The sequence below is a fragment of the Burkholderia sp. 9777_1386 genome (assembly GCF_015712265.1).
Taxonomy (GTDB): Bacteria; Pseudomonadota; Gammaproteobacteria; order Burkholderiales; family Burkholderiaceae; genus Burkholderia; species Burkholderia cenocepacia.
In genome coordinates, this window is record NZ_JACCQB010000020.1 from 84,915 (window position 1) to 107,739 (window position 22,825).

The window sequence follows — 22,825 nt, forward strand, 5'->3', positions numbered from 1 at the left end:
GCTGCCCTGCCTCACGCCTTGGCCGCGAACGGCGACGCCATCGACGCCGCGTTGACCATGCACGGCGCGCACGCCGTGCCCGGGAACGCGCGCGCGGGCACCGGCAGGCTGTCCGGCCCGATGAACGTATGCGACGCGGCATGCGCGGTGAATTCGCCCTTGGTTCCGTGCACGATGCCGCTGCCGTTCCAGCGCGTATAGCTGGTGCCGCCGTTGATCAGGACTTCTTCCTTCGCGGTGATGGTGATGCGGTTCGCATCGACCTTCACGTCCAGCTTGGCCAGCACGTTGATGCTGTCCTTCAGCGCCTGGATGTCGATGTCGGCGGCGGCGGCCACGAGCCGGATGCCCTTCTCGAACGCGGCGACGCGCACCGCCTGCTGCGCGCTGACCAGCATGCTCTTGCCCGCACCGATGCTCGTGTGGGCGCCGCTCGTCAACGCGACGTGCTGATCGCTCGCGACATGGGTCGACCCCGTCGTCGTGGCCAGGATCCCGGCCGGGCTGGCGAGCGCGAGAAACGGCTGCGCGAATTCCGGAAACTCGCCTTGCTGCGGATTGCCGCCGCTGCCTCTCAGGCCGTCGTTCTGCGTGCGAAGCGCCTGGTGGACGGCATCCTGGTCGCCGGACTCCTGCGCCTTCACGTCGTGCGCGGAACCCGACAGCGACTCGTGCAGGTCGTGCGCCTTGTCGAGACGGGCGACGGTCTCGCCGATGTCGGTCGCGTGGGCACGCGCGTCGTAGCGCGCCTCGCTGGTGACGAGCAGGCCCTTGGCCGCCCGTACCGCGCCATGCGCGTCGGTCCGCAATTCGAAGCCGCGGGCGCGCTGATCGGTGCGCCCCTGGGTCGCGTCGATGCGGACGTTGTGCCCGAGCGTCAGCTCGCTCGCGTCGGTATCGCTGCGCAGCTTCAGCTGGAGCTGCTGCGGCGTGTCGTCGAGCAGCACGTGGTTCGAACGCCCGCCCGCCGCGTTGCCGCTGTCGCCCGACAGCTCGCGGCTGCGCAGGCCGGTCAGCACGTGCTGGTCGGGCAGCGCCCACGGCGGCATCCGTTCCGCGTTGTACGTGGTGCCCGACACGACGGGGCGATCGGGATTGCCGTCGAGGCACATCACGAGCACCTCGCTGCCCACGCGCGGATGCGCGATCATGCCCTTCTCGCCGCCCGCCCAGCCGGCGGCCACGCGGATCCGCGCGCTGATCTGCGCCGCACGATCCCAGTGATAGACGATGCAGACGCGGCCATATTCGTCGACGTCGACGCTGCCGGCCCCTTTCGCGCCGGCGACGGTCGCGGTTTGCGGCGCCAGCACGCGCACCGGTTCGCTGTTGAACCCGCGGCCCGGGCGCCACGGCGTACGTCGATGGCCCGCGACGAAGCGGTTGCGATACTCGGGCTTGCCGTCGGCCTGCAGGTAATTGTTCGCCGCTTCGTGACGGGCTTCGAGAATCAGGTACTCGTGATCCTGCGGGCTACCCGACGCCGCGCTGAAGTGATCGGACAGCTGGAACCAGCGGCCGGGCAGGATGCCGTGATGGTTGCCGGCCGCGTCGAAACGCGTCGCGGCCGCCTCGATCTCTTCCATCCGCACGCGTGCGAGCGCATCGCCGGCGCGCGTCTGCTTCGCGAACCCGTAGTGCCCCACGTACTCGTGATGCTCGACCTGCGGCGCGACGCCCGGCGGATGCAGCGTCGGAATCTGCGCATGGGCCGCATGCGGCGCCTTGAAATCGAACGCGGTCGCGCTGTAGCTGCCGGCGGACAACGACCGCACCGCGGACCATTGGGAAATGGCGTCGGCGGCCATCGGGCCGTCGTGGGTCTGGAAACGGATCACCGGCGAGCGGCCGTCGACGGCCGGGCACTGCACCGTGCTGTCGTCGCCGACGATCAGCTTCAGGCCTTTCTCGTCGTGCTCCCACCAGTACAGGAACCCGACGGCTTCCAGATGGCGGACGATGTAGTTCCAGTCGCTTTCGCCGAGCCCGCCGCCCTGGACGTTCATCGTGCGCGCCGGATCGTCGCCGCGCACGCGCCACTCCCACGACGGCGCGAGCCCCTGGTAATCGGCGAGCAGCGTGCCGATCTGCTGCTGAAGCGATTGGCCGAGGAACAGGCGGTTGTTCACGCGAGTCCGCAGGAAATGGCTCCACGGGCGCAGCACCGCGCGGTATTCCGCAATCGAATCGTCGTTGCGGACCAGCGAAAACGCGGTGCAATAGCCGGTGAAATAACGCAGGCCGCCGTCGGGGCGCACCATCGACACCGCGAGCAGCTTGCCCAGCATGTCGGCCAGCGTGATGCCCGCCTCGCTGGACAGCAGCGTCACGTCGAACGTGAAATCGATCCCCAGCCCTTCGTGCGCGACGAGACGCTCGGCAACCAGCCGCGCCGGACGTTGCCGCCCGTACGCGTCGGTCACCGACGGTGCGTCGTCGTGCGGAAAAGACAGCGCGAGCAGGCGTTTGTCTTGCAGGAAAAACGGGGTTCGAATGAATGCCGCCAGGTCAGCCATGACCGCCTCAGAATGATTTTTCGTTCGTATGGAAACGGCCCGCTGCCATCCCTAATTTTGGGATGAAAGGATATCGTAGACAACGCAGCGCGACAACGTTGACGCCCTACGTCATTTCCCTGTCCCGGCACGGAAAATCGGTAATAAATACAGCACGTTGCGCGCGTGGGAGCCGGTGCTCGAACGGACGTCGCCGCCATGATGACGTCGCCTCGTCCGGCATCCCGACGCACGCGCGCGAAACCCGCCGGTTGCTGCGCCGGCGGCGGAACCTCGCCATGCGCTTCGCCGTCTCAACGCGACCGGCTTCACGTCCCGCAGTCCCTCCCGTCACCCGCAGCTTACGGAGCAGAACATGGCACATCGCACCCTCGGTACATCCGGCATCCAGGTTTCGCCGCTCGCGTTCGGCGGCAACGTCTTCGGCTGGACCGTCGACGAAAACGCATCGTTCGCGTTGCTCGACGCGCTCGCCGACACCGGCATCAACTTCATCGACACGGCCGACGTCTATTCGGCCTGGGTTCCCGGCAATCACGGCGGCGAATCGGAAACGATCATCGGCAAGTGGCTGAAGCGCTCCGGCAAGCGCGAGCAGGTCGTGATCGCGACCAAGGTCGGCCTGCTCGACGCGCGCGCGGGGCTGTCGAAAGACAACATCCTGAAGGCCGTCGACGATTCGCTGCGCCGCCTGCAGACCGAGTACATCGACCTGTATTTCTCCCACCGCGATCTCGCCGACACGGCCCCGCTCGAAGAAACGCTCGGCGCGTATCAGACGCTGATCGACGCGGGCAAGGTGCGCATCATCGGCGCGTCGAACTACAGCGGCGCACGCCTGCGCGAGGCCGCCGCGATCAGCGCGCGCGACGGGCTGCCCGCCTACCAGGTCATCCAGCCCGAATACAACCTGCTCGACCGCGCCGACTACGAACGCGATCTCGAGCCGGTCGTGCGCGACCTGAAGCTCGGCGTCGTCAACTACTACGCGCTCGCGAGCGGGTTCCTGTCGGGCAAGTACCGCAGCGAAGCCGACCTGAAGAAGAGCGTGCGCGGCGATCGCGTCGCCGGCTATCTGAACGCGCGCGGCCTGCGCATCCTCGCCGCGCTCGACGCGGTGTCGGCGAAGCACAATACGCAGCCGGCCGCGATCGCGCTCGCGTGGCAGATCGCGCGGCCGACGATCACCGCGCCGATCGCGAGCGCGACGTCGCTCGCGCAGCTCGCGCTGCTCGGCGAGGCGATCCGCGTCACGCTCGATCAGGACGACATCCGCCGGATCGACGAAGCCAGCGCCCCCTGAAGTCCGCCGCGGCGGCAAGCCGATGGAATCGCACGGGCAGGCGGCTCCACGGCCTGCCCGCGATTCGCGCAGGGCGGATGGATACAATGGCGAGCATCCGATGGCCGCGGGGCTCGACCGGGCTTCTTCGCGCCGAATCAAAACCACGCATAAGAAACCGCCGATGATCCACCTTGCCCGCCGCTCCCGTGCTGCCCGTCATGTCCGTCCGCTCGCCACGACGATCGCCGCGCTGCTCGCCTGCGCACCGGCCGTATCGTTCGCGGGCTGGTACGAAATCGCGAACTACACCGGCGCGATCGGCAACGCGCCGGTGCACGTGTCGCTGCAGACCTACGACGCGATCAACCACAACGACGCGGGCCGCTGGCGCGTCGACGGCAGCTACTATTACGACGCGCATCGCAAGCCGATCCCGTTGCGCGGCCAGCGCGAGCCCGACGGCCGCCTGACGCTGTGCGAAGCGTCGTCGCCCGCATCGAACGCCGACGCGCCGGTCGTGCCGGCCGCCTCGCCGTCACGACCGAAGCCTTGCCCGATCGCGCTGACCGTCAGCGGCAAAGCGGCGACCGGCACGTGGGACGACGGCCGCAAGACGCTGCCGATCACGCTGAACGAAGTCGGGCGGCTGAACGACACCGACGACCCGCACCTGCAACTCGACGGCAGCGTCGATATCCCGATGTGGTATCGCACCAAGACGCACATGCTGGTCGGCGTCTACGCGCGGTCCGACAAGTGCGGCGTGGCGATGCAGTCGATACGGGCCGTGAACATCGCGACGGGGCGCGTCGATCGCACCATCGCGCTCGACTGCGACGCGGGGATGGTGATGACGTCGATCTACGCGAACGTCACCGGCGCGCACCGGGCGGACCACGTGAGCGTCGAATTCCGCGACGGCAAGATGGGCTACGCGGAGGACGTGTCGCTCGGGCTGCCGTCGTCCGCGTCGAAGCCGAAGTAAGCCGGCCACGCCTACCCCAAAGCCGCATACGTGTCTTGACTCGCACGGCCGCTTTCGTTGACCCGGACGGCCATCGATCGCGCAATCGCGCGCCGCGCCCCGCTGCAAGCGCGTCACGCGCATGTCCCGGGTCTTTCACGGATTGACCGCGACGTTCGGCGTGCCCGAGACTGCGCCGCTCGGGCCGTCATCGGGAGAACGTCATGCCGGACACCAGCACGGAGATCGCCACGATCTCGACGCGCGCCGTACGCGGCGCCGAGCGCGTCGACTTCTGGGTCGACCACGTCGCACGCACGCTCGTGCGGATCGAATGCAGCGGAAAGTCGTCCGAAGGGATCGATGCGTCGCTGCGCAAACGCGATCTCGGGCTGTTCCGCGCGTGCGACATCGTCGCGAACCGGCACGCGGTCGTGCGCACGTCGCACAACATCCACGCCGACCAGCGCGACGCCGTGTTCATCTGCCTGATGCACGAAGGGCACGGCTATACGTTCCAGGACGTCGACTGCATGCAGCACGGGCCCGGCGACCTCGTGCTGTACGACACGTCGATGCCGTACGGTCACGGCTTTCCCGCCGACATGGCGATGACCGTGCTCGACGTGCCGCGCGACGTGTTCGAAGCCCGCGTCGCCCCGTGGCGCTACCGCAGCCTCGTCAAGATCGATCGCGACGACGGGGTCGCGTCGTGGGCCGTGCGGCAGGTGGTTGCGCTGCTCGCCGCGCCGCAGGAGCCGACGCCCGACGCGCGCGAACGGCGCGCCGCCGCGATCCTCGAGCTCGTGCAGTCGATGCTGCGGCTGCGCGACGGCGACGCGTCGCCGACGAAATCGACGGTCCACACGCTGTCGCGCGCGAAGGCGTTCATCGACAGCCATCTCACCGACGACGATCTCGACAGCCGGTCGGTCAGCCGCGCGATCAACCTGTCGCCGCGCCAGCTCGCCCGCGTGTTCGAGATCGAAGGCACGCCGCTCACGCGCTACATCCTCGCGCGGCGGCTCGAACGCTGCCGCGCCGACCTGCGCGACCGGTCGCTGAAGCACCTGACGGTCAGCGAAATTGCGTTCCGCTGGGGCTTCAACAACAGCGCGCACTTCAGCCGCAGCTATCGCGCGCGGTTCGGCGAAACGCCAAGCGACACGCGCGCGCCGGCCGACACGCGCTAACCGCTGCCACCCGCTCCTTGCACCGCCGCTCGCGGCATGTCCCGCCGAGGCAAGCACGGCGTCCGCGTCGGTCAAATCGGGCCGCAACCCGCTCGCTAAGCTGGCTTCCTGCGCGGCGGCATTCGTTCCGCCGCCCGACAGCAAGGAGAAGAAGCGGGATGGAGACGTACGACCACATCGTCGTCGGCGGCGGTTCGGCCGGCTGCACGGTTGCGCACCGGCTGGTGAAGGCCGGCCGGCGCGTGTTGCTGCTCGAGGACGGCCCGAAGGACGACAGCCTGTTCATCCGGATTCCGGCGACGTTCATCCGCGTGCTCGGCACGCAACGGACGGTGACGTTCGAGAGCGAGCCGCAGCCGGGCGCCGCGGGACGCAAGACCTACGTGCCGCAGGGCCGCACGCTCGGCGGCGGCAGCTCGGTCAACGCGATGCTGTACGTGCGCGGCACGCGCGACGACTACGACGACTGGGCCGCGCTCGGCTGCACCGGCTGGGGCTGGGACGACGTGCTGCCGGTGTTCAAGCGCGCCGAATCGCATCTGCGGCTGTCCGAGCCGTTCCACGGCACCGACGGGCCGTTGAAGGTCGGCGACACGCGCTTCCGGCATCCGCTGAGCCTCGCGTTCGTGAAGGCCGCGCAGGAAGCCGGCATCGCGTACAACGACGACTTCAACGGCGCCGCGCAGCATGGCGTCGGCTTCTATCACACGACGATCTTCGACGGCCAGCGCGGCAGCACCGCGGCCACCTATCTGGCCGACGCGATCGCCGATCCGAACCTGCGCGTGCTGACCGGCTGCCGCGTGACGCGCATCCGGTTCGACGGGCGCCGCGCGAGCGGCGTCGAATGGCGCACCGCGAGCGGCGCGACGGGAGCGGCCGCCGCGCGCGCCGACGTCGTGCTCGCGGCCGGCGCGCTGAGCACGCCGAAGCTGCTGATGCTGTCGGGCATCGGCCCCGGCGCGCACCTGCACGCGCACGGCATCGACGTGCTGCACGACAGCCGCGACGTCGGCGCGCACTACCAGGATCACCTCGAGGTATCGATCTACGGCCGCACCCAGGCGCCGGTCAGCCTGCTCGGCGAGGATCGCGGGTGGCGGGCATTGCGGCACGGGCTGCAATGGATGCTGTGCCGCTCCGGCCTGCTGACGTCGAACGTCGTCGAATCGGGCGCGTTCGTCGATACGACCGGCGGCGGCCGCCCGGACATCCAGTTCCACGTGCTGCCGACGCTCGTCGGCGACGTCGACCGCGCCCCGCTGCCCGGCCACGGCCTGTCGATCAACCCGTGCCTGCTCCGGCCGCGCTCGCGCGGCACCGTGCAACTGCGCGGCAACGATCCGGCCGCGCCGATCCTGTTCGACAGCGGCGCGCTGTCGGACCCGGCCGACGTCGAGGGCCTCGTGCGCGGCGTCAGGCTCGCGCGGCAGATTCTCCGCGCGCCGTCGCTCGCCCGCCTCGTGCGCGAAGCCGAGACGCTGACCGACGCCGCGCTCGCCGACTACGTGCGGCGTCGCGCGAAAACCGTCTATCACCCGGCCGGTACGTGCCGCATGGGCAGCGACGCGCACGCGGTCGTCACGCCGCGTCTCGCCGTGCAAGGCGTCGACGGGTTGCGGATCTGCGATGCATCGGTGATGCCGCGCATCGTGTCCGGCAACACGAACGCGCCGACGATCATGATCGCGGAGCGCTGCGCGGCGTTCATGTTGACGGCGTGACGCAATGCACGTGCGTGTGCGCTGCAGCACGCCGCGCCGAAAACGCAGACGGCGCGTGATGCACGCGCCGCCGTCGACCTGTCGGAAAACCGGCGTCAGCCCGCGGCGTCACGCGCCGCGTCGCGCAGCGCCATCGGCGACGCGCCGTAGCGCTCGCGGATCGCGCGGCTGAAGTGCGCCTGGCTCGAAAACCCCCAGCGAAACGCGATCTCGCCGATGCTCGTCTTGCGCAGCCGCGCGTCGGTCAGTTCGCGATGCGCGTGCGACAACCGCTCCGACCAGATGTGCTGCGTGATCGACTCGCCTTCGGCCGCGAAGAGGCGCCCCAGATGCCGCAGCGACAGCCCGACCGCATCGGCGACGGCCTGCGGCCCGAGTTCCGGTTCGCCGAGATGCGTCGCGATGTATTGCTTCGCGGTCAGCAGGTACGACAGCGACGCGCGCGATGCGCCCGCGCCGTTCACCTCCGCATCGACGAGCGCCGCGATCAGCGTGCGCGTGTGCTCGGCGAACCGCGCGGCGTCGCGCTCGACCGGCGCCTTCATGAACCGCTCGACGCTCGCGCGCAAGGTCGCGCCGAGCATCGCGCCCGCACCCGGCTTCGGCGCGATCCGCAGCGGCAGCGCGGCCAGCTCCGCATCGAGGCGGTCGTCGAGCGTCGTGATCGGGATATCGATCAGCAACTGCCGCATCGGCGTCAGGAATCCGAACAGATACGGCACGCGCGTGTCGTAGACGACGACATCGCCGGCTTCCGCGAGCAGGCACCGGTCGCGCTGGATGAAATACGCGCGCCCGCTCAGGATCTGGCACGCGAACAGCGATTCCTTCGGCAACTGGCGCACCAGCGCTGGGCTGCGCTCGATCACGTGATCCTGCCCGCTGATGTCGGCGATGCCGAGGCCCGGCAGCGCGATGTCGGTCTTCTCCACTTCGAGCCCGGCCGGCGACAGCGACGAGCAGCGCAGGCCGACCAGCGTCGCCGCGTTGAACGCATCCCAGTACGCCATCCTGTCGCGCGCCGGCACGTCGGCCGTCGAACCTCGCGTGCGTGAAAAAACGGTCGAATTCGTCACGTCGCCTCCTGCTGGCGCCTGTCGTGCGGAGCGGCACGGATTGGGGGATGGTTCGTCTGGATCCTGGTGCGATGCAATGTCCGGCGCGGTCAAGCAATTCGTCCAGCCCAGTCAAGAGCGGCGCGCACCGGCTGGCTAAAGTCGAGCCCACGACACCCCTACATACAAGGAGACACACCGTGGTCGACAAAGCCGTATCCGAATTCTGGCAAAACATCCCGGCGATTGCCAATCCGTTCAAGCCCGATGCGCTGCCCGAAGCCTACATCCCGAACGCGGCCACCGACGACGAGCGCTATTACGTTCCGTTCACCGAAACGGTTTCATCGCGGCCGCTGTGGATCTCGCCGTCGCAGAACAAATGGTGCGACATCCTGATGGCGAAGGAAGCCGGGCTCGTGAACCGGCACTATCACCCGCACGAGGTGTTCGCGTACACGCTGTCCGGGAAATGGGGCTACCTGGAACACGAATGGACCGCGACGCGCGGCGATTTCGTGTACGAGACGCCGGGCGAAGGCCACACGCTCGTCGCGTTCGATCACCCCGAGCCGATGCGCGCGTTCTTCATCGTCAAGGGCCCGCTGATCTGGCTCGACGACGAAGGCAATCCCGACGGCTACTTCGACGTGCACTCGTACATCGCGATGTGCAAGGCGCATTACGAGAAGGTCGGCCTCGGCGCGCAAGCGATCGAGAAGCTGTTCCGCTGACGCGCGGCGAGGCTCACGATGACTTCCCCGTCCTCCTCCCGGCCCGCCTGGACGTACGAGAACAGGCTGCTGCTGATCCTGTTCATGACGTTCGGCTTCGTGTTCTTCGACCGCCTCGCGCTGTCGTTCCTGTTTCCGTTCATGTCGGCCGAGCTGCACCTGACGAACACGCAGCTCGGCATGGTGTCGTCCGCGCTCGCACTCACATGGGCGCTGTCGGGCGCCGCCACGGGTGCATGGTCCGACGCGCGCGGCACCCGCAAGCCGCTGCTGATCGCGGCCGTGCTCGGCTTTTCCGTGTGCTCGGCGCTGTCGGGCCTCGTCGGCGGCTTCGCGAGCCTGATCGCGTTTCGCGCGCTGATGGGCATCGCCGAAGGGCCGGTGCTGCCGCTGTCGCAATCGCTGATGGTCGAAAGTTCGACGCCGAGCCGCCGCGGGCTGAACATGGGCCTGCTGCAGGGCTCGGCCGCCGGCCTGCTCGGCGCGATGATCGGCCCGCCGGTCGTGATCGGCATCGCCACCGCGTACGGCTGGCGCGAGGCGTTCTACGTGTCGTGCATTCCGGGCTTCCTGATCGCGTTCTGCATCTGGCGCTGGGTGCGCGAAGTGCCGCCCGGCGGCGTGCGCCACGCGCAGGCCGACACCACCGCGGCACCGGCCGCCGGCGGTGCGACGGTCAGCCGCTGGGCGCTGCTGAAGGAGCGCAACATCCTGCTCTGCGTGCTGATCAGCTGCTTCTTCCTCACGTGGTTCGTCGTGATCATCTCGTTCGCGCCGGTATTCCTCGTGGAAAGCCGCCACCTGTCGCCGGCCGACATGGGCGTCGTGATGACCTGCCTCGGCGCCGCGTGGGTGTTCTGGGGCTTCGCGGTGCCGGCGATCTCCGACCGGATCGGCCGCAAGCCGACGATGATCGCGTTCGCGCTGATCGCGGCCGTGTGCCCGGTCGTGCTGATCCACGTCGGCTCCGTCTGGGCGCTCGGCGCGCTGGTGTTCGTCACGTACACGGGCCTCGGCTGCTTCACGCTGTTCATGGCGACGATCCCGGCCGAGACGGTGCCGCCGCGCGCGATCGCGAGCGCGCTCGGGCTGATCATGGGCGCCGGCGAGCTGATCGGCGGCTTCGTCGCACCGACCGTCGCCGGCTTCGCCGCGGACAAGTACGGCCTGCAGTTCGCGATGTGGACGTCGACCACCGGCGCGATCCTCGCGTGCGTGCTGTCGTTCGGCCTCGTCGAAACCGCGCCGGCCGTGCTGCGCAAGCGCGCGCTCGCCGGCGCCGCGGCCGGCCGCCTCGATACGCAAAACCTCGGAGGACGCTGACATGCGCGCACTTCAATGGCATGGCCCGCGCGACGTCCGTCTCGTGGAAATCGACACGCCGCACGTCGGCCCCGGCGACGTGCGCATCGCGGTCGCGTATTGCGGCATCTGCGGCAGCGACCTGCACGAATATGCGGACGGCCCGCACGCGATTCCGGTCGACGCGCCGCATCCGCTGTCGCGCCGCACCGCGCCGCTGACGCTCGGCCACGAGTTCTGCGGCACCGTCGTCGAAGTCGGCGCAGGCGTGACGACGCTGCGCGCGGGCGACCGCGTCGCGGTCGAGCCCGAGTATCGCTGCAGCCAGTGCGCGTACTGCCGCGCGGGGTCGTACAACCTGTGCGTGTCGATGGGCTTCGCCGGGCTGATGGGCGACGGCGGGATGGCCGACTTCGCGGTGGTGCCCGCCTACATGCTGCATCGCCTGCCCGACGGCGTGAGCCTCGAACAGGCCGCGGTGATGGAGCCGGCCGCCGTTGCGCTGCACGCGCTGCGACGCAGCGAGCTGCGGCTCGGCGAGACCTGCGCGGTGTTCGGGCTCGGCCCGATCGGCCTGCTGCTGATCATGCTCGCGAAGCGGCAGGGCGCGACGACGATCGTCGCCGTCGACGTGTCGCCCGAACGGCTCGCGGCCGCCACGCGCTTCGGCGCGACGCATGCGTTCGATGCGCGCGGGCTCGATGCGTCCGCGCTGCAGGACGCGATTCGCGCGGCCACGGGCGGGCTCGGCGTCGATGCGAGCTTCGAGGCGGCCGGATTGCAGGCCACGTTCGCATCAGCGATGCGGGCACTGCGCAAGGGCGGCCGCGTCGTGATGGTGGGCCTGATGCCGCACGCGGGTTTCGACGCGTTCCGCGCGGTCAACGACGAACTGACCTTCACCGCGAGCGTCGGCTATCGGCATGCGTACGAAGACCTGCTGCGCATCGTCGCGTCGGGCGCGCTCGACCTCACGTCGATCGTCACGCGCACCGTGTCGCTCGAAGACGCCGTCGCCGACGGCTTCGACGCGCTGCTCGCCGATCGCACGCAGATCAAGATCCTCGTTTCACCCGCGCAGCGGCCAGCCCGTCGCGCCACCACCATCGGGAGTGCCGAACATGAATCGTCAGTGGGCGTTTGACGGGCAGACCGTCGTGGTGACGGGCGGCACGTCGGGCATCGGCGCGCGCACCGCGCTGCGGTTCGCGCAGGCCGGCGCGTCGGTCGTCGCGCTCGGGCTCGACGCCGCCGGTCCGCACGCGCCGGTGCATGACCGCATCCGGTGCGTGGAACTCGACGTGGCCGACGGCGCGGCACTGACGCGCACGATCGCCGGGCTGCCGCGGCTCGGCGCGCTCGTCAACGGCGTCGGCATCAGCCGCCACGCGGACGAATACCGGATGGACCAGTTCGAGCACGTGCTGAACGTGAACCTGACGTCGGTGATGCGGGCCTCCGACGCCGCGCTGCCCGCGCTGGCGGCCACCGGCGGCAGCATCGTCAATATCGCGTCGATGTACACGTACTTCGGCAGCAAGGACCGGCCCGCGTACAGCGCGAGCAAGGGCGGCATCGCGCAGCTCACGCGTTCGCTCGCGCAGGCGTGGGCCGATCACGGCATCCGTGTGAACGCGGTCGCGCCGGGCTGGATCGACACGCCGCTCAGCAGCGCGCTGATGGCCGACACGCAGGCGTCGCGCCGCATCGTCGAGCGCACGCCGCTCGGGCGCTGGGGCACGACCGACGAAGTCGCGGAAGTGATCCTGTTCCTGTGCTCGCCCGGCGCGTCGTTCGTCACCGGCGCGGTCGTGCCGGTGGACGGCGGGTATTCGACGGTCTAGCGCTCGACACGTCGCGCATCGACGGATCGACGCGGACCTGCCGAGGCGCGTTGCACGTCACGGCTTCCCGTGACCGTCGCCGAACCGGGTTCGCTCGGTTCCCGTTTCTTCATATCAATCAGTAGTCCCATTAAAAAATATCCGGCTCGACCGGATCATGTGAGGAGCACTTTGGAGATGACGAAAAAGACCTTTCTGGCCCTCGCGGCCTGCACGCTTCCGGCTGCGGCATTCGCCCAGAGCAGCGTGACGATGTTCGGGCTGATGGATGCCGGCATCAGCTACGTCAGCAACCAGGGCGGCCACGGCGCCGCGAAATTCGACGACAACATCTTCTTTCCGAACCTGCTCGGCTTCGAAGGCAAGGAGGATCTCGGCGCGGGCACGCGCGCGATCTTCCGGCTCGTCAACCAGTATTCGCTCGGCAACGGCTCGATCATCGGCGGCGGGCTGTTCGCGCGCACGGCCTATGTCGGGTTGCAGAACGACCGGTACGGCACGCTGACGCTCGGCAACCAGTACGAATTCATGGTCGATGCGCTGGCCGCCAGCGGCAACGAGATCGCGCAGGATCTCGTCGGCCTGTACGGCTTTCGCAACGGGCCGTTCGACCGGCTCGCGCTGCCGAACAACCCGACCGGCGCATTCGACTGGGACCGCGTCGCGGGCAGCAATCGCGTCGCGAATTCGGTCAAGTACACGAGCCCGTCGCTGTCGGGCCTGACTGTCGGCGCGCTGTACGGCTTCGGCAACGTCGCGGGATCGATCGGTGCGAACAACACGGTCAGCATCGGCGCGAGCTACGATCGCGGCCCGTTCGGCGCGGGCGTCGCCTATACGAACCAGAAATACGGCGCGGCCGGCGGGCTGCCGCCCACCAGCGTGCGCAACTGGGGCGCGGGCGTGCACTACACGGTCGGCACGGTCACGGGCAAGGCGCTCGTCACGACCGTGCACAACGCGCGGAACGGCGCGGGGGCGTGGTCGGCGGAAGCCGGTGCCGCGTGGCGGCCGTCCCCGGTATGGGTGATCGGCGCGAGCTACACGTACATGAAAGGCAACGACACGCTCGACAACGCGCACGCGCACCAGTTGCTCGCCGCCGTCCAGTACTGGCTGTCGAAACGCACGATGGTGTACGCGGCCGGCGTGCATCAACGCGCGAGCCACGGCAGCAATGCCCAGATCAACGGCGTGATGGATGCGAACGGCGCATCGAGCGGCGCGCTGCAGTCGATCGCGCGGGTGGGGTTCAGTACGCGGTTCTGATCCGGCGCGGGCTGTCGACGTTCCGGCAGCCCGCGCGGTTCGACGACAACACGATTGCGCGCGCAGGTCACAGAAACAGCAGCGCCGGATTCAGCGCCGTTTCGTCGCACGGCCGCGCACGCCAACCCAGCGCCACCGGAACCGAATAAAGCCGCCGCGCGCCGAAACGCGGCCAGAAATGGCACAGCCCGGGCGCGATCACCTGCACCACGGACAAGCCGATGTCGGGCCGCGTCTTGTCGACGACGAGCACGTCCATCCCGGCCGCCGCGATCCGCCCGACACAATGCGCGATCGCCGCCGGCAACGACGCGATATCGAGCGGCTGCCACGTCGAATGCGTCGTGGCGGGCGTGCCTGGCGCCGGATACAGAAATCCCGTCGACGAAAGCATCTCGCGATCCCACGGATCGGGCGCATCCGCCGCGATATCGAGCAACTGGTTGACCTCGGTCAGTGCCCGCTGCACCGCGATCCTGCCATCAGGATGACAGCCGAAACCGATCGAGAAACGTCCGTCCTGCAGATTTTCCGCGAGCGCGGCCACGGTCGGCACCGTGAGATCGGTGGTGATGTCGAGCGCCCACACACGCCATCCGAACGTCGCGTATTCGTGCACGAGCGCGTCGAAGTACGGATCGGCGAAGCTCGCGAGATCGATACCGGGGCGTTCGATCCGGTTGTACCACCAGATCGCGACCGCATCGCGCTCGATCAGCTCGAGCATGCCTTGCAGCATCGCTTCGTCGAGGCTCGATCCCGCCGCGCAGCCGTTCGGATTGTGCACGCAGGCGGCCGGCGCCCGCGCACTGTCGGGCGTTTCCGCGTAGCAATAGCTCAGCGGCACGAGACGGCGCCGACCGTCGACGAGCGACCACGCAGGCGTCCAGTCGATCACGTCGCGCGACGTGAAGCGCGGCGGCACCTGCTTGCGGACATCGCGCGTCAATGCGTTGATCGCGTCGCGCGCGTCGAATTGCCGTTCGCTGAATTGCTGAAGCGCGTTCACGTGGATCGGCTCGGCGTCGCAAGCCGGATCGGCGCGCAGGCCGTCGATGCTGCCGGTCACCGTTGCCTCGTCGCCTTGATACACGCTGCTGAAGCGTTCGAGCGCCTCGCACAGCGCGCTGGTGCGGGCCTGCTCGTCGGTGCGACCCTTGCCGGAGCAGAGCCTGTCGAACCGGTTGCTGTCCGGTACGGCGGCCGGGCACACGAGAAAGCCCGACGCATAGACCTTGCGCAGGCCCGCGTGCCGCTTCGGCATCGGATGCAGATACGCGATCGCGCCGCTGACCGGCGAGATCAGGTGCGCGTGGCGCGCGAACACCTGCTGCGGATCGGCGGTCCGGTAGCCGCCGTCCGCGCGCGCCAGCGGCGCAGGCCCGGCGAGCCGCGGCGCACGCGCCGCCTGCTCGCGCATCCACAATGGATGGCCGCAGCACGGGCATTGCGGCCGCCTGACCACGCGGTGCCGTTCGACGGTCAGCGTGTCAAGGCGCTGCGCGACGATATGCGTTTGCAAACGCTCCGCGACCGCGCGGTTGACCGCGATCTGCTCGACCGTCGCGGCCACGAGCGCGGCCGCCGCCGCGGCCCCGGCTCGCGAGGCGGCCGGCGGCACATGCGTCGCGTCGCGGCCATGATGGCGCGCCAGCAGCGCCTCGACCGGCCGGTTGACGCGAATCCAGTAGCGCACGCATTCGACGCACGGCGCATCGGCAAGCGCGTCGACGCCGCCGGCCAGCAACGGCCCGATCAGCGTCTGCACACCGCCGGCCGCGACGACGAGCAGCGCACCGCCGCGCGCCGCCACGCGGGCGGCGCATGCGGCGAGATCGTCGCGGTCGTGCGTATCGACGATCGCGACGGTCAGTTCGGCTTCCTTGGCGATGCCGATACCGGCCATGTCGAGCGCGCGCCGGAGCGGCGCGCCGTCCGCACCGAACGTCTCCACCGCGACCCGCAGTTGCGCGACGCGCGCGCACGCCGCGTCGCCGTCGAGCCCGGCGCGCTCGAAATAGCCGCGCGCCGCATCGTCGCCGTGCGGCGGATCGGCGCGCACGTAGCCGCGCCGCACCAGATGGTCGAGCCGCGCGAGCACGTCCCATTCGCCGAACGTGCCGGCCAGCGACGTCACGATCTCGGCAATCGTCATGCGCGCTCGCAGGCACGCGGCGATCCGCACGAAGATCGCGCCGGACAGCATCGCGCGCTTGAATTCGTCGACGACGAACAGCGTCTCGGGCCCGGCATCGAGCACGAGCAAGTGCGGCTTGAAGCGCAATACGCGCGAAAGATCATCGAGCATGCATCGGGCTCCGTGCGACGGGTCGGACAAACGTCGCGCGGCCCGGGCAACCGCTCCGGGCCGCGTGACGGTGCGCGGGTCGGCCGCGCCCGGTCAACAGCAGGTGAACAGGTAACACGGCCCCGCGTCGCAGTAGGCCGCGAGCGCCACGGCCTCCTCGTCCAGGTGCACCGGCTGCTCCGGTATGCCGACCGTCATCACGTTGCGCGGCAGGTTCCAGCTCCCGCCGCCTTTCCCGTCGCTCGTCCAGCCATGATCGCCGCCCGTCTTCTCGATATCGATGTCGATGATCCACGGGCACTGATAGCCGAAGTATTTCGCGAGCGTATCCAGCGGCCGTTCCAGCAATTCTTCCTTGAACGCCGGGTCGCGCCACGAAAGCGCGATCGCACGCAGATAGACCTTCTGAAACTCCAGCATCGATTCGAGCGTCGGATTCGCGTTGTCCTTTGCCATGTCGGTTTCCCCGGAGTCATTCCATGATGGTGATGTGGTCCGCGTTGTACGCGGCCAGCGCCTGCGCGAACTGCGTCTCGTCGGCCGGCGCGGGCGGCAGGTACAGCGTGAGCCTGTTTTTCTGGCCGGCCGTCCAGTCGCCGTTGACGGTCGGCGTCCATTCCGACGATTTGAGCTGCACCTTCAGGTCGAGCTTGAACGGGAAGTGATAGTCGAACTGCTCGCGCAATGCGTGGACCGGATCGGCCTCGAGCTTGTCGAGAAACGCCGGCGAATGCCACGCGAGGGCGATCGCCCGGATGACGGTCGCGCGGTATTCGAGAAACTGTTCGTACGTCGGTAATCGAAGATCCTTGCTCATCGGTCTGCTCTCCTGAATGACGGGTTTGAACTGCTTACGGCAACGACTGCAACGTCGCTTCGGCGAGCCTGGCGATGCGGCCCATGCCCGCCGTCGTTGCAATTTCGACTGCGCGCCGACATGCGTCCAGCGCGGCCACGCCGCCGCAACGCGGATCGGCCCGGCACAAGTACTCGCCCTGCTTCAGCAATAGTTGTGCTTCGTAATACCGTTCGCCGCTCGATTCGCACCAGGCGAGGCACTGCCCGATCTGCGCGAGCGCCGCGTCATGGTCGCCGCGTTCGGCATCCAGTTCGGCCAGCAGCGACGCGTAGTAGGTCAGCCCGAGCAGGCCGCCCGATTGCCGCTGCGCGTCGAGATGCGCGACGACGCCCGCGCGATCGCGTTGCGTCCACGCGTGAATGATCGCGGCGTAGTGCCCGACCGCGCGCAGCCGGTGCGCGTCCGCGAGGCGGAGAATCGCCTCGGACACCGCTCGCGCCGCGTCGCGATCGCCCGCGAGCTGATGCGTGCGCGCGAGGTACATCATCGTGACGCCGAGCGTCGGCAGATGATCGAGGCAGGTCGCGCGATACACGGCTTCGTGCGCCATCGCGAGCGCCGGCTGAGGATCGTCGTCCATGCACCAGCGCACGCTGGCGAGCGACGCCATCGTCCATGCGCGCGTATCGAGCCCCAGGATGCGCCGGTGCCCCGCGTCGCGTCGCACGTCGTAACCGGCCAGCACCGCGTCGAACGCGGCACGCGCGCGCGCATAGTCGCCGTCGACCCACAGGCTCATGCCGCGCATCGCGTCCGCCGCGACCTGCACGCCCGCCTCGCCGCGCTCGGTCGCGAGCGTGTCGAGCCGCTTGCCGATCCGGCGCACGGTCGCGCGGTCGCCGGCGACGTGGTAGTAGGTCGACAGCGTCCACAACGCGCTGATCTCGAGCTCCGGGTCGTCGAGCGTCTGCGTCTGCCGCAGCAACTGTTCCGCATGCTCGCGTACCTGCGCATCGGCCCAGCCGAAGCGCGCCATCGTCGCGTGCGTCAACGTGGCGCGGATGCGCGCGCGGTCGTGCTCGCGCTGCGCGTGATCGGCGGTGGCGAGCCAATCGAGCACGGCCTGCCCGTAACGGATCGCATCGTCGTATCGCGAACGTTCGAGCGCGCGGCGCGCCGCGTCGATGCCGTGCGCGATCGCGTCCGCGCACGCGCCGGCGCGCGCGAAGTGTCCGGCGACGCCGAACGCATGCGCCCCGGCGCCGCGATCGGCCTGCGCGAGCAGCGCACGGCCGACGCGCGCGTGGTTGCCGCGCCGCACCGCGGGCGGCATCGATTCGTATGCGGCGTCGCGAATCAGCGCATGGCGGAACGCATAGAACACGCGGTCGCGCCGATGTTGCGCATACACGATCCGCTCCTCGAGCAGCAGCCGCAGATGCGCGTCGAGCGTGACCCGATCGTGCGGCGACGCGTCGGCGAGCAATTGCGCATCCACTTCGAGCCCGATGGTCGCGGCGAGCTGCGCAGTGTCGCGCGCGTCGTCGATCCGGTCGAAGGCCAGGCCGAGCATGCCACCGAGGCTGAGCGGCAGCGGATACGGGTCCGTTGCCGCAGGCCCCGCGAGCGGACCGTCCGCGCCGCTCACCGTCAGCTCGCGCGCGACGGCCTCGATGAACAGCGGAATGCCGGCGGTGCGATCGGCGAGCCGGTCGAGCCACACCGGATCGAACGCGCCCGGGCCCAGATGCGCCGACATCAGACGTTGTGCGTCGTCGCGCGGCAGGCGGCGCAGCACCACGCGATCGGTCGCGCCGCGCCAGCGCGCGAGCTTGTCGGGGCGCGACGTGAGCACGATGCACAGTGCCGCTGCGCGCGGCGAGTGCTGCAGATACGCGAGAAACTCCTCGGTCGAGCGATCGAGCCACTGAACGTCCTCGATCACGAGCAGCACCGGCGCGCCGTTGCCGAGCGACACGATCAGTTGCTCGAGGACGTCGAACAGCGCGTGCTGCTCGCGCGCGCTCGACCACAGCAGCCCGTTCGCATCGCAGGGCAGCCCGAGCCAGGTCGCGAGCGCGACACGCGCCGCCGCATGGTCGCAATCGAGCGGCGCGATCATCGCGTCGATCGCCGCGAGCGCCGCGCCGGGCGCGCGATCGGCGTCGACCTGCCAGTGCGCGGCGATGAACCGCAGGACCGGAAACAACGCGTGGTTCTCGCGTTCGGGCAGGCAGCCGCACTGCGCGAAGGCATGGCCGCGGGTCCGCACGGCCTCGCACAGCTCGTGCACGAGCCGCGACTTGCCGAAGCCCGCATCGCCGATCACCAGCCGCGGCACGCCGGGCGGCGCCGGCTCGCCGCGCCTCGCGCGACGATGCCGCTCGTGCGTGTCCTGCCACGCGCGCAGCAACGCGTCGAGCTCGCGCGCGCGGCCCACCATGGGCGTGCGCCTGCCGGCATCGAGCGAATCGAACGGCGTATCGGCGTGCCGCTCGCCGAGCAGTTCATGAACCGGCTGCGACACGACACCCGCGCGCGCGAGCCGCAACGCGGTCGGCCGCGAATCGGCATGCCGTTCGAGCACGAGCCGCGCATCGTCGCTGATCAGAATCTGTCCCGGACCGGCCAGCCGCAACAGCCGCGATGCCGCGGCGGGCGTCGACACGCCCGACATGTGCGACGCCTGCGCGAGCACCTGCCCGACGTGAATCGCGGCGGCCACTTCGACCCGCCAGCCTTCTTCCGCGCCGGCAGCAGCACGGCCGCCGGCGGCCGGCGGCACCGGCAGCCGCGCGCGCTCGGCGACGCGCACCATGTCGAGCGCCGCCCGCACTGCCCGGCGGGCGGGCCGGTCGATGTCGCCTTGCAGGCCGAAATGGAACAGCAGCGTGTCGCCGAGCCGTCCGCCCACATGCGCGCCGTAACCGACGGCGATATCGGCGCACTTCGTCAGCCACTGTTCCTCGTAGCCGTCGAGCACCATCCCGTGCTCGGTTCCGGCATGGCGCCGGCGGCCCTCTCCGGCGATCGTCACGCAGCAGCACAGGGTGGTGATCTGCCGGTACTCGCCCACCTCCGCGATCGTCTCGCCGCGCGGCGCAAGCGGTCGCGAACGCGCGTGCCGGCCGGCGCGACCGGCGTCGAACTGGCCGACGAGCGCGGCGAAGTTGAGCGCACGAAACTGCGCCGCGAGCGCCTCGGCCGACGCGGCGCGCTGCCGCGGATTCTTGTTCAGCGCATGCCGCAGCACCGCGCCGAGCGGCAGCGCCGCGATCGACGGCGGGAGCGCCACATCCACCGGGCTCAGTTGCTGATAGAGGATCTCGGCCACGCTTGCGCCTTGCATGACGACCTCGCCCGTCAGGCATTCGATCACGATCAGGCCCCACGCATACAGGTCGCTGGCGGGCGTCGGCGGCTCGTTGCGCAACTGCTCGGGCGCGCAGTAGGGCGGCGAACCGAGCACCTCGGTCGCGAGCGTCGCGGTCTGGCGCGCGATGTCTTCGGTGCCGGGCAGCAACGCGCCGATGCCGAAATCGAGCAGCTTCGCGTGCGGCCCGTCGTCGGCCATCGCGATCACGATGTTCTGCGGCTTCAGATCGCGATGCACGATGCCGCGCCGATGGGCGGCCGCGAGCGCGTCGAGCACCTGCGTCATCAGCCGCCCGGTGTCGATGGCCGACAGCGGCCCGTCCGCCGCGAGCCGGTCGCGCACCGTCCGGCCCTCGACCAGTTCGAATACGGCGAACAGCCGCCCGTCGGGCGCCTCGCCCTGGTCCAGCAGCGCCACGATGTTCGGATGCCGCAGCGCCTCGCACAGGCTCGTCTCGCGCCGAAAGCGTGCCCGCCGTCGCATCCGCTCCGGCGCGACCAGCGCGGCGTCGTCGCGCATCAGCTTGAGCGCGACGGCGTGCCCCGTCTCGTCGCAGGTCGCCCGAAACACCACGCCGTTGCCGCCTTCGCCGAGCAGCGCGCCGAGCCGGTAATGCCATTTGCCGGCGAGCGTCGCGAAAGGCGCCGCGCGCTTCGACGGTTCTGGTGCGTCCGGGCGGACGGCGGGGTGAGACGCGGTCGGTAGCACGGCCGGTTCTCCCGCGTTCACGGGCAATGGACGACCGGGCCCGGCACCGCGCGCGGCACGCCGAGACGCGGCCCGACGGCCGGCACCGACTCGCATTCGAGATGCTCGCCGCGCATGATCCGGAACGGCACATCGCCGAAGCGGACGCTGCCGCGCCGACGCTCGACGAGCTGGCTCGCGCCCAACCCCGGCAGCGCCGCGAATTGGCTCCGGGCGCGATGGATCTGCACGTTGACATGGGACGCGTCGATGCCGAGCATGCGCGCGAGCCGGTCGAGTTCGATCCACCCTTGCGTGGCGGCGTCGTAGCCGGCCTGCATGTCGGCCGAGCGCGCGCGGGCAAGCGTGACGAGGCTGTAGTGATGGGCGCGTTCGCCGAGGTCGACCACGCCGCCACGGACATGCAGCAGCATGCGCACGTGCTCCTCGTCGCGGCTGACGAAGAATTCGAGCAATTGCGCCGGCGCGGCCGGATCGGCAGGAGCGGCGAGCATCACCGTCGAGCCGTGGCGCGCGAGCGCGAGGCGCCACGCGAAGTCGCCGGTCGACACTTCGTCGCCGTCATGCAGCGCGCGCGGCGGCAACGTGTCGTCGCACAGCCATTCGCCGGCCGGCGAACGAACGATCGTGACCGGCTGCGCGGCAGGCGCCGGCAGGATCTGGCATGGCGCGAGCACGATCGGCGCGGCGGCGCCGCGGATCGGCCACAGCGTATCGGCCGGATCGTCGAGCGACTCGACGCGCCACGGCGCGATGCCGGCCCTGCCGAAGCGGATCACGTCGCCTTGCTGCAGCACCGCATGCTCGCCGTCGCGCAGCGAGACGCCCGATACCGACGTGCCGTTGCTGCTGTGATCGTGGAGCTCCCAGAGCCCGCCGACCCAGCGGATATGGGCGTGGACGCGGGACACCGAGCCGTCCCGGATGACCGTGTCGCAGCGCGCGTCGTCGCGGCCGAACACGTGATACGCGCGGAGCAGGCATGCGTCTCCGGAAGCGTCGTTCTTGAGTATCGCCATGGCCGCCCCGTGTCGGATTCGCCCGGATCGTTCGAGTGACGCATCGACGCTGCCGGGCAAGCGATTGCTTCAATGATCGCGAACAGTGCCGCCCGTTCGCCGCCTCGTTACCTGTTTTTCTGGTCAGCTTCCTGCAAGGGTCGCCCAAGCGTCGCGCGTTATTTCGGCAAATTGAATGGTCGATCGCTTTGTTGTTTTAAAGCCTGGCAACCCGATGAAAATCCTGCCAAATAAAATCGTGCTCCGCAACCGGCATACCTGGATAACGATTTTATATTGCAATGCCTTACCTTTTCGATGAATTTTCGGATGACGGATAAAGGGTCGAAATTCTTCATCGCGGCTCGCTCTGCCGTGATCCATGCGCCATGGCCGACACGATGACATTGAATGACGGAGTCGGATTAATGACCTTTGCCAACGCGGAATTCTTGTTTGCACGGTGGAAAATAAAATAAAACCGTTTCGATTTTTAAAATAGTTTTCTACGGCGTTTTTATAACCTTCCCTGTTTAACTTATTCATGAATCCCGCCGCATCGCGGCGGATGTCTCGCGGGGTAGTCGGCAAACGCAGGTGTATCCGCACGACCATGCATCGGGAGGCGTCGATCGAACGGCCGCGACACCGGATCCGGCATCGCGCCCGCCCGGTCGCCGGGATCGATTCACCCACGACATCGCAGGAACGCCCCCAACGGCCGCCTCGTCGCACGCCCCGCCCCACCAT

17 protein-coding genes are annotated in these 22,825 nt (G+C 69.2%); 9 read left to right on the forward strand and 8 right to left on the reverse strand.

Features of this window, described 5'->3' with window-relative positions; genetic code table 11:
* Nucleotides 1–11: 11 nt before the first annotated feature.
* Entirely contained in the window at nucleotides 12–2,516 is a 2,505-nt protein-coding gene (locus tag H0X91_RS17345) for a type VI secretion system Vgr family protein (protein ID WP_006482337.1), read from the reverse strand.
* A gap of 355 nt (nucleotides 2,517–2,871) precedes the next feature.
* On the opposite strand from H0X91_RS17345, the gene H0X91_RS17350 reads away from it, so the two are divergent.
* From H0X91_RS17350 to H0X91_RS17365, 4 genes are all read left to right on the forward strand, one after another.
* Nucleotides 2,872–3,819: an aldo/keto reductase gene (locus H0X91_RS17350; RefSeq protein ID WP_196433166.1), complete on the forward strand. Its 948-nt coding sequence runs from the start codon at nucleotides 2,872–2,874 to the stop codon at nucleotides 3,817–3,819.
* A gap of 100 nt (nucleotides 3,820–3,919) precedes the next feature.
* Nucleotides 3,920–4,786: a hypothetical protein gene (locus tag H0X91_RS17355; protein WP_196433167.1), complete on the forward strand. Its 867-nt coding sequence runs from the start codon at nucleotides 3,920–3,922 to the stop codon at nucleotides 4,784–4,786.
* A 203-nt stretch (nucleotides 4,787–4,989) separates the two neighbouring features.
* Nucleotides 4,990–5,958 carry a helix-turn-helix domain-containing protein gene (locus H0X91_RS17360; RefSeq protein ID WP_196433168.1) on the forward strand — a complete coding sequence of 323 codons (969 nt, stop codon included), beginning with the start codon at nucleotides 4,990–4,992 and terminating at the stop codon, nucleotides 5,956–5,958.
* 158 nt (nucleotides 5,959–6,116) lie between these two features.
* Nucleotides 6,117–7,682: a GMC family oxidoreductase gene (locus H0X91_RS17365; RefSeq protein WP_058902472.1), complete on the forward strand. Its 1,566-nt coding sequence runs from the start codon at nucleotides 6,117–6,119 to the stop codon at nucleotides 7,680–7,682.
* Between the two features lie 95 nt (nucleotides 7,683–7,777).
* Here the strand turns inward: H0X91_RS17365 and H0X91_RS17370 are convergent, their stop codons facing one another.
* The gene (locus H0X91_RS17370; RefSeq protein WP_034203091.1) at nucleotides 7,778–8,758 is read right to left on the reverse strand and encodes a helix-turn-helix domain-containing protein; all 981 of its coding nucleotides are present in this window, start codon (nucleotides 8,756–8,758) and stop codon (nucleotides 7,778–7,780) included.
* A gap of 179 nt (nucleotides 8,759–8,937) precedes the next feature.
* Between H0X91_RS17370 and H0X91_RS17375 the strand changes: the two genes are divergently transcribed.
* The 5 genes from H0X91_RS17375 to H0X91_RS17395 all read left to right on the forward strand — a co-directional run bounded on the left by H0X91_RS17375 (nucleotide 8,938) and on the right by H0X91_RS17395 (nucleotide 13,886).
* Nucleotides 8,938–9,471, forward strand: a complete 534-nt coding sequence (locus tag H0X91_RS17375; protein ID WP_006488523.1) for a 2,4'-dihydroxyacetophenone dioxygenase family protein — start codon at nucleotides 8,938–8,940, stop codon at nucleotides 9,469–9,471.
* Nucleotides 9,472–9,489: 18 nt separating this feature from the next.
* Nucleotides 9,490–10,794: an MFS transporter gene (locus H0X91_RS17380; protein WP_006488522.1), complete on the forward strand. Its 1,305-nt coding sequence runs from the start codon at nucleotides 9,490–9,492 to the stop codon at nucleotides 10,792–10,794.
* 1 nt (nucleotide 10,795) lies between these two features.
* A complete protein-coding gene (locus tag H0X91_RS17385) occupies nucleotides 10,796–11,917 on the forward strand; it encodes a 2,3-butanediol dehydrogenase (RefSeq protein WP_196433169.1) in 1,122 nt (373 codons plus the stop codon).
* Nucleotides 11,895–12,617: an SDR family NAD(P)-dependent oxidoreductase gene (locus H0X91_RS17390; protein ID WP_058902470.1), complete on the forward strand. Its 723-nt coding sequence runs from the start codon at nucleotides 11,895–11,897 to the stop codon at nucleotides 12,615–12,617. The genes H0X91_RS17385 and H0X91_RS17390 overlap by 23 nt, the downstream gene beginning before the upstream one ends.
* Nucleotides 12,618–12,794: 177 nt before the next feature.
* A complete protein-coding gene (locus H0X91_RS17395) occupies nucleotides 12,795–13,886 on the forward strand; it encodes a porin (protein ID WP_058902469.1) in 1,092 nt (363 codons plus the stop codon).
* A gap of 67 nt (nucleotides 13,887–13,953) precedes the next feature.
* Here H0X91_RS17395 and H0X91_RS17400 read toward each other — a convergent pair whose 3' ends face one another.
* From H0X91_RS17400 to H0X91_RS17425, 6 genes are all read right to left on the reverse strand, one after another.
* Nucleotides 13,954–16,194, reverse strand: a complete 2,241-nt coding sequence (locus H0X91_RS17400) for a TOMM precursor leader peptide-binding protein (protein ID WP_058902468.1) — start codon at nucleotides 16,192–16,194, stop codon at nucleotides 13,954–13,956.
* Between the two features lie 93 nt (nucleotides 16,195–16,287).
* Nucleotides 16,288–16,650: a BMA_0021/BMA_0022 family TOMM bacteriocin gene (locus H0X91_RS17405; protein ID WP_058902467.1), complete on the reverse strand. Its 363-nt coding sequence runs from the start codon at nucleotides 16,648–16,650 to the stop codon at nucleotides 16,288–16,290.
* A 16-nt stretch (nucleotides 16,651–16,666) separates the two neighbouring features.
* Entirely contained in the window at nucleotides 16,667–17,011 is a 345-nt protein-coding gene (locus tag H0X91_RS17410; RefSeq protein WP_006488524.1) for a BMA_0021/BMA_0022 family TOMM bacteriocin, read from the reverse strand.
* Between the two features lie 34 nt (nucleotides 17,012–17,045).
* Nucleotides 17,046–21,098 carry a TOMM system kinase/cyclase fusion protein gene (locus H0X91_RS17415; RefSeq protein ID WP_058903555.1) on the reverse strand — a complete coding sequence of 1,351 codons (4,053 nt, stop codon included), beginning with the start codon at nucleotides 21,096–21,098 and terminating at the stop codon, nucleotides 17,046–17,048.
* Nucleotides 21,095–22,096 (reverse strand): FHA domain-containing protein, encoded by a 1,002-nt coding sequence (locus H0X91_RS17420; protein WP_034178667.1) that lies wholly within the window; start codon nucleotides 22,094–22,096, stop codon nucleotides 21,095–21,097. Before H0X91_RS17420 ends, H0X91_RS17415 begins: the two co-directional genes overlap by 4 nt.
* A 123-nt stretch (nucleotides 22,097–22,219) precedes the next feature.
* The coding region (locus H0X91_RS17425; RefSeq protein WP_230877961.1) for a hypothetical protein at nucleotides 22,220–22,825 on the reverse strand (606 nt) is incomplete at its 5' end.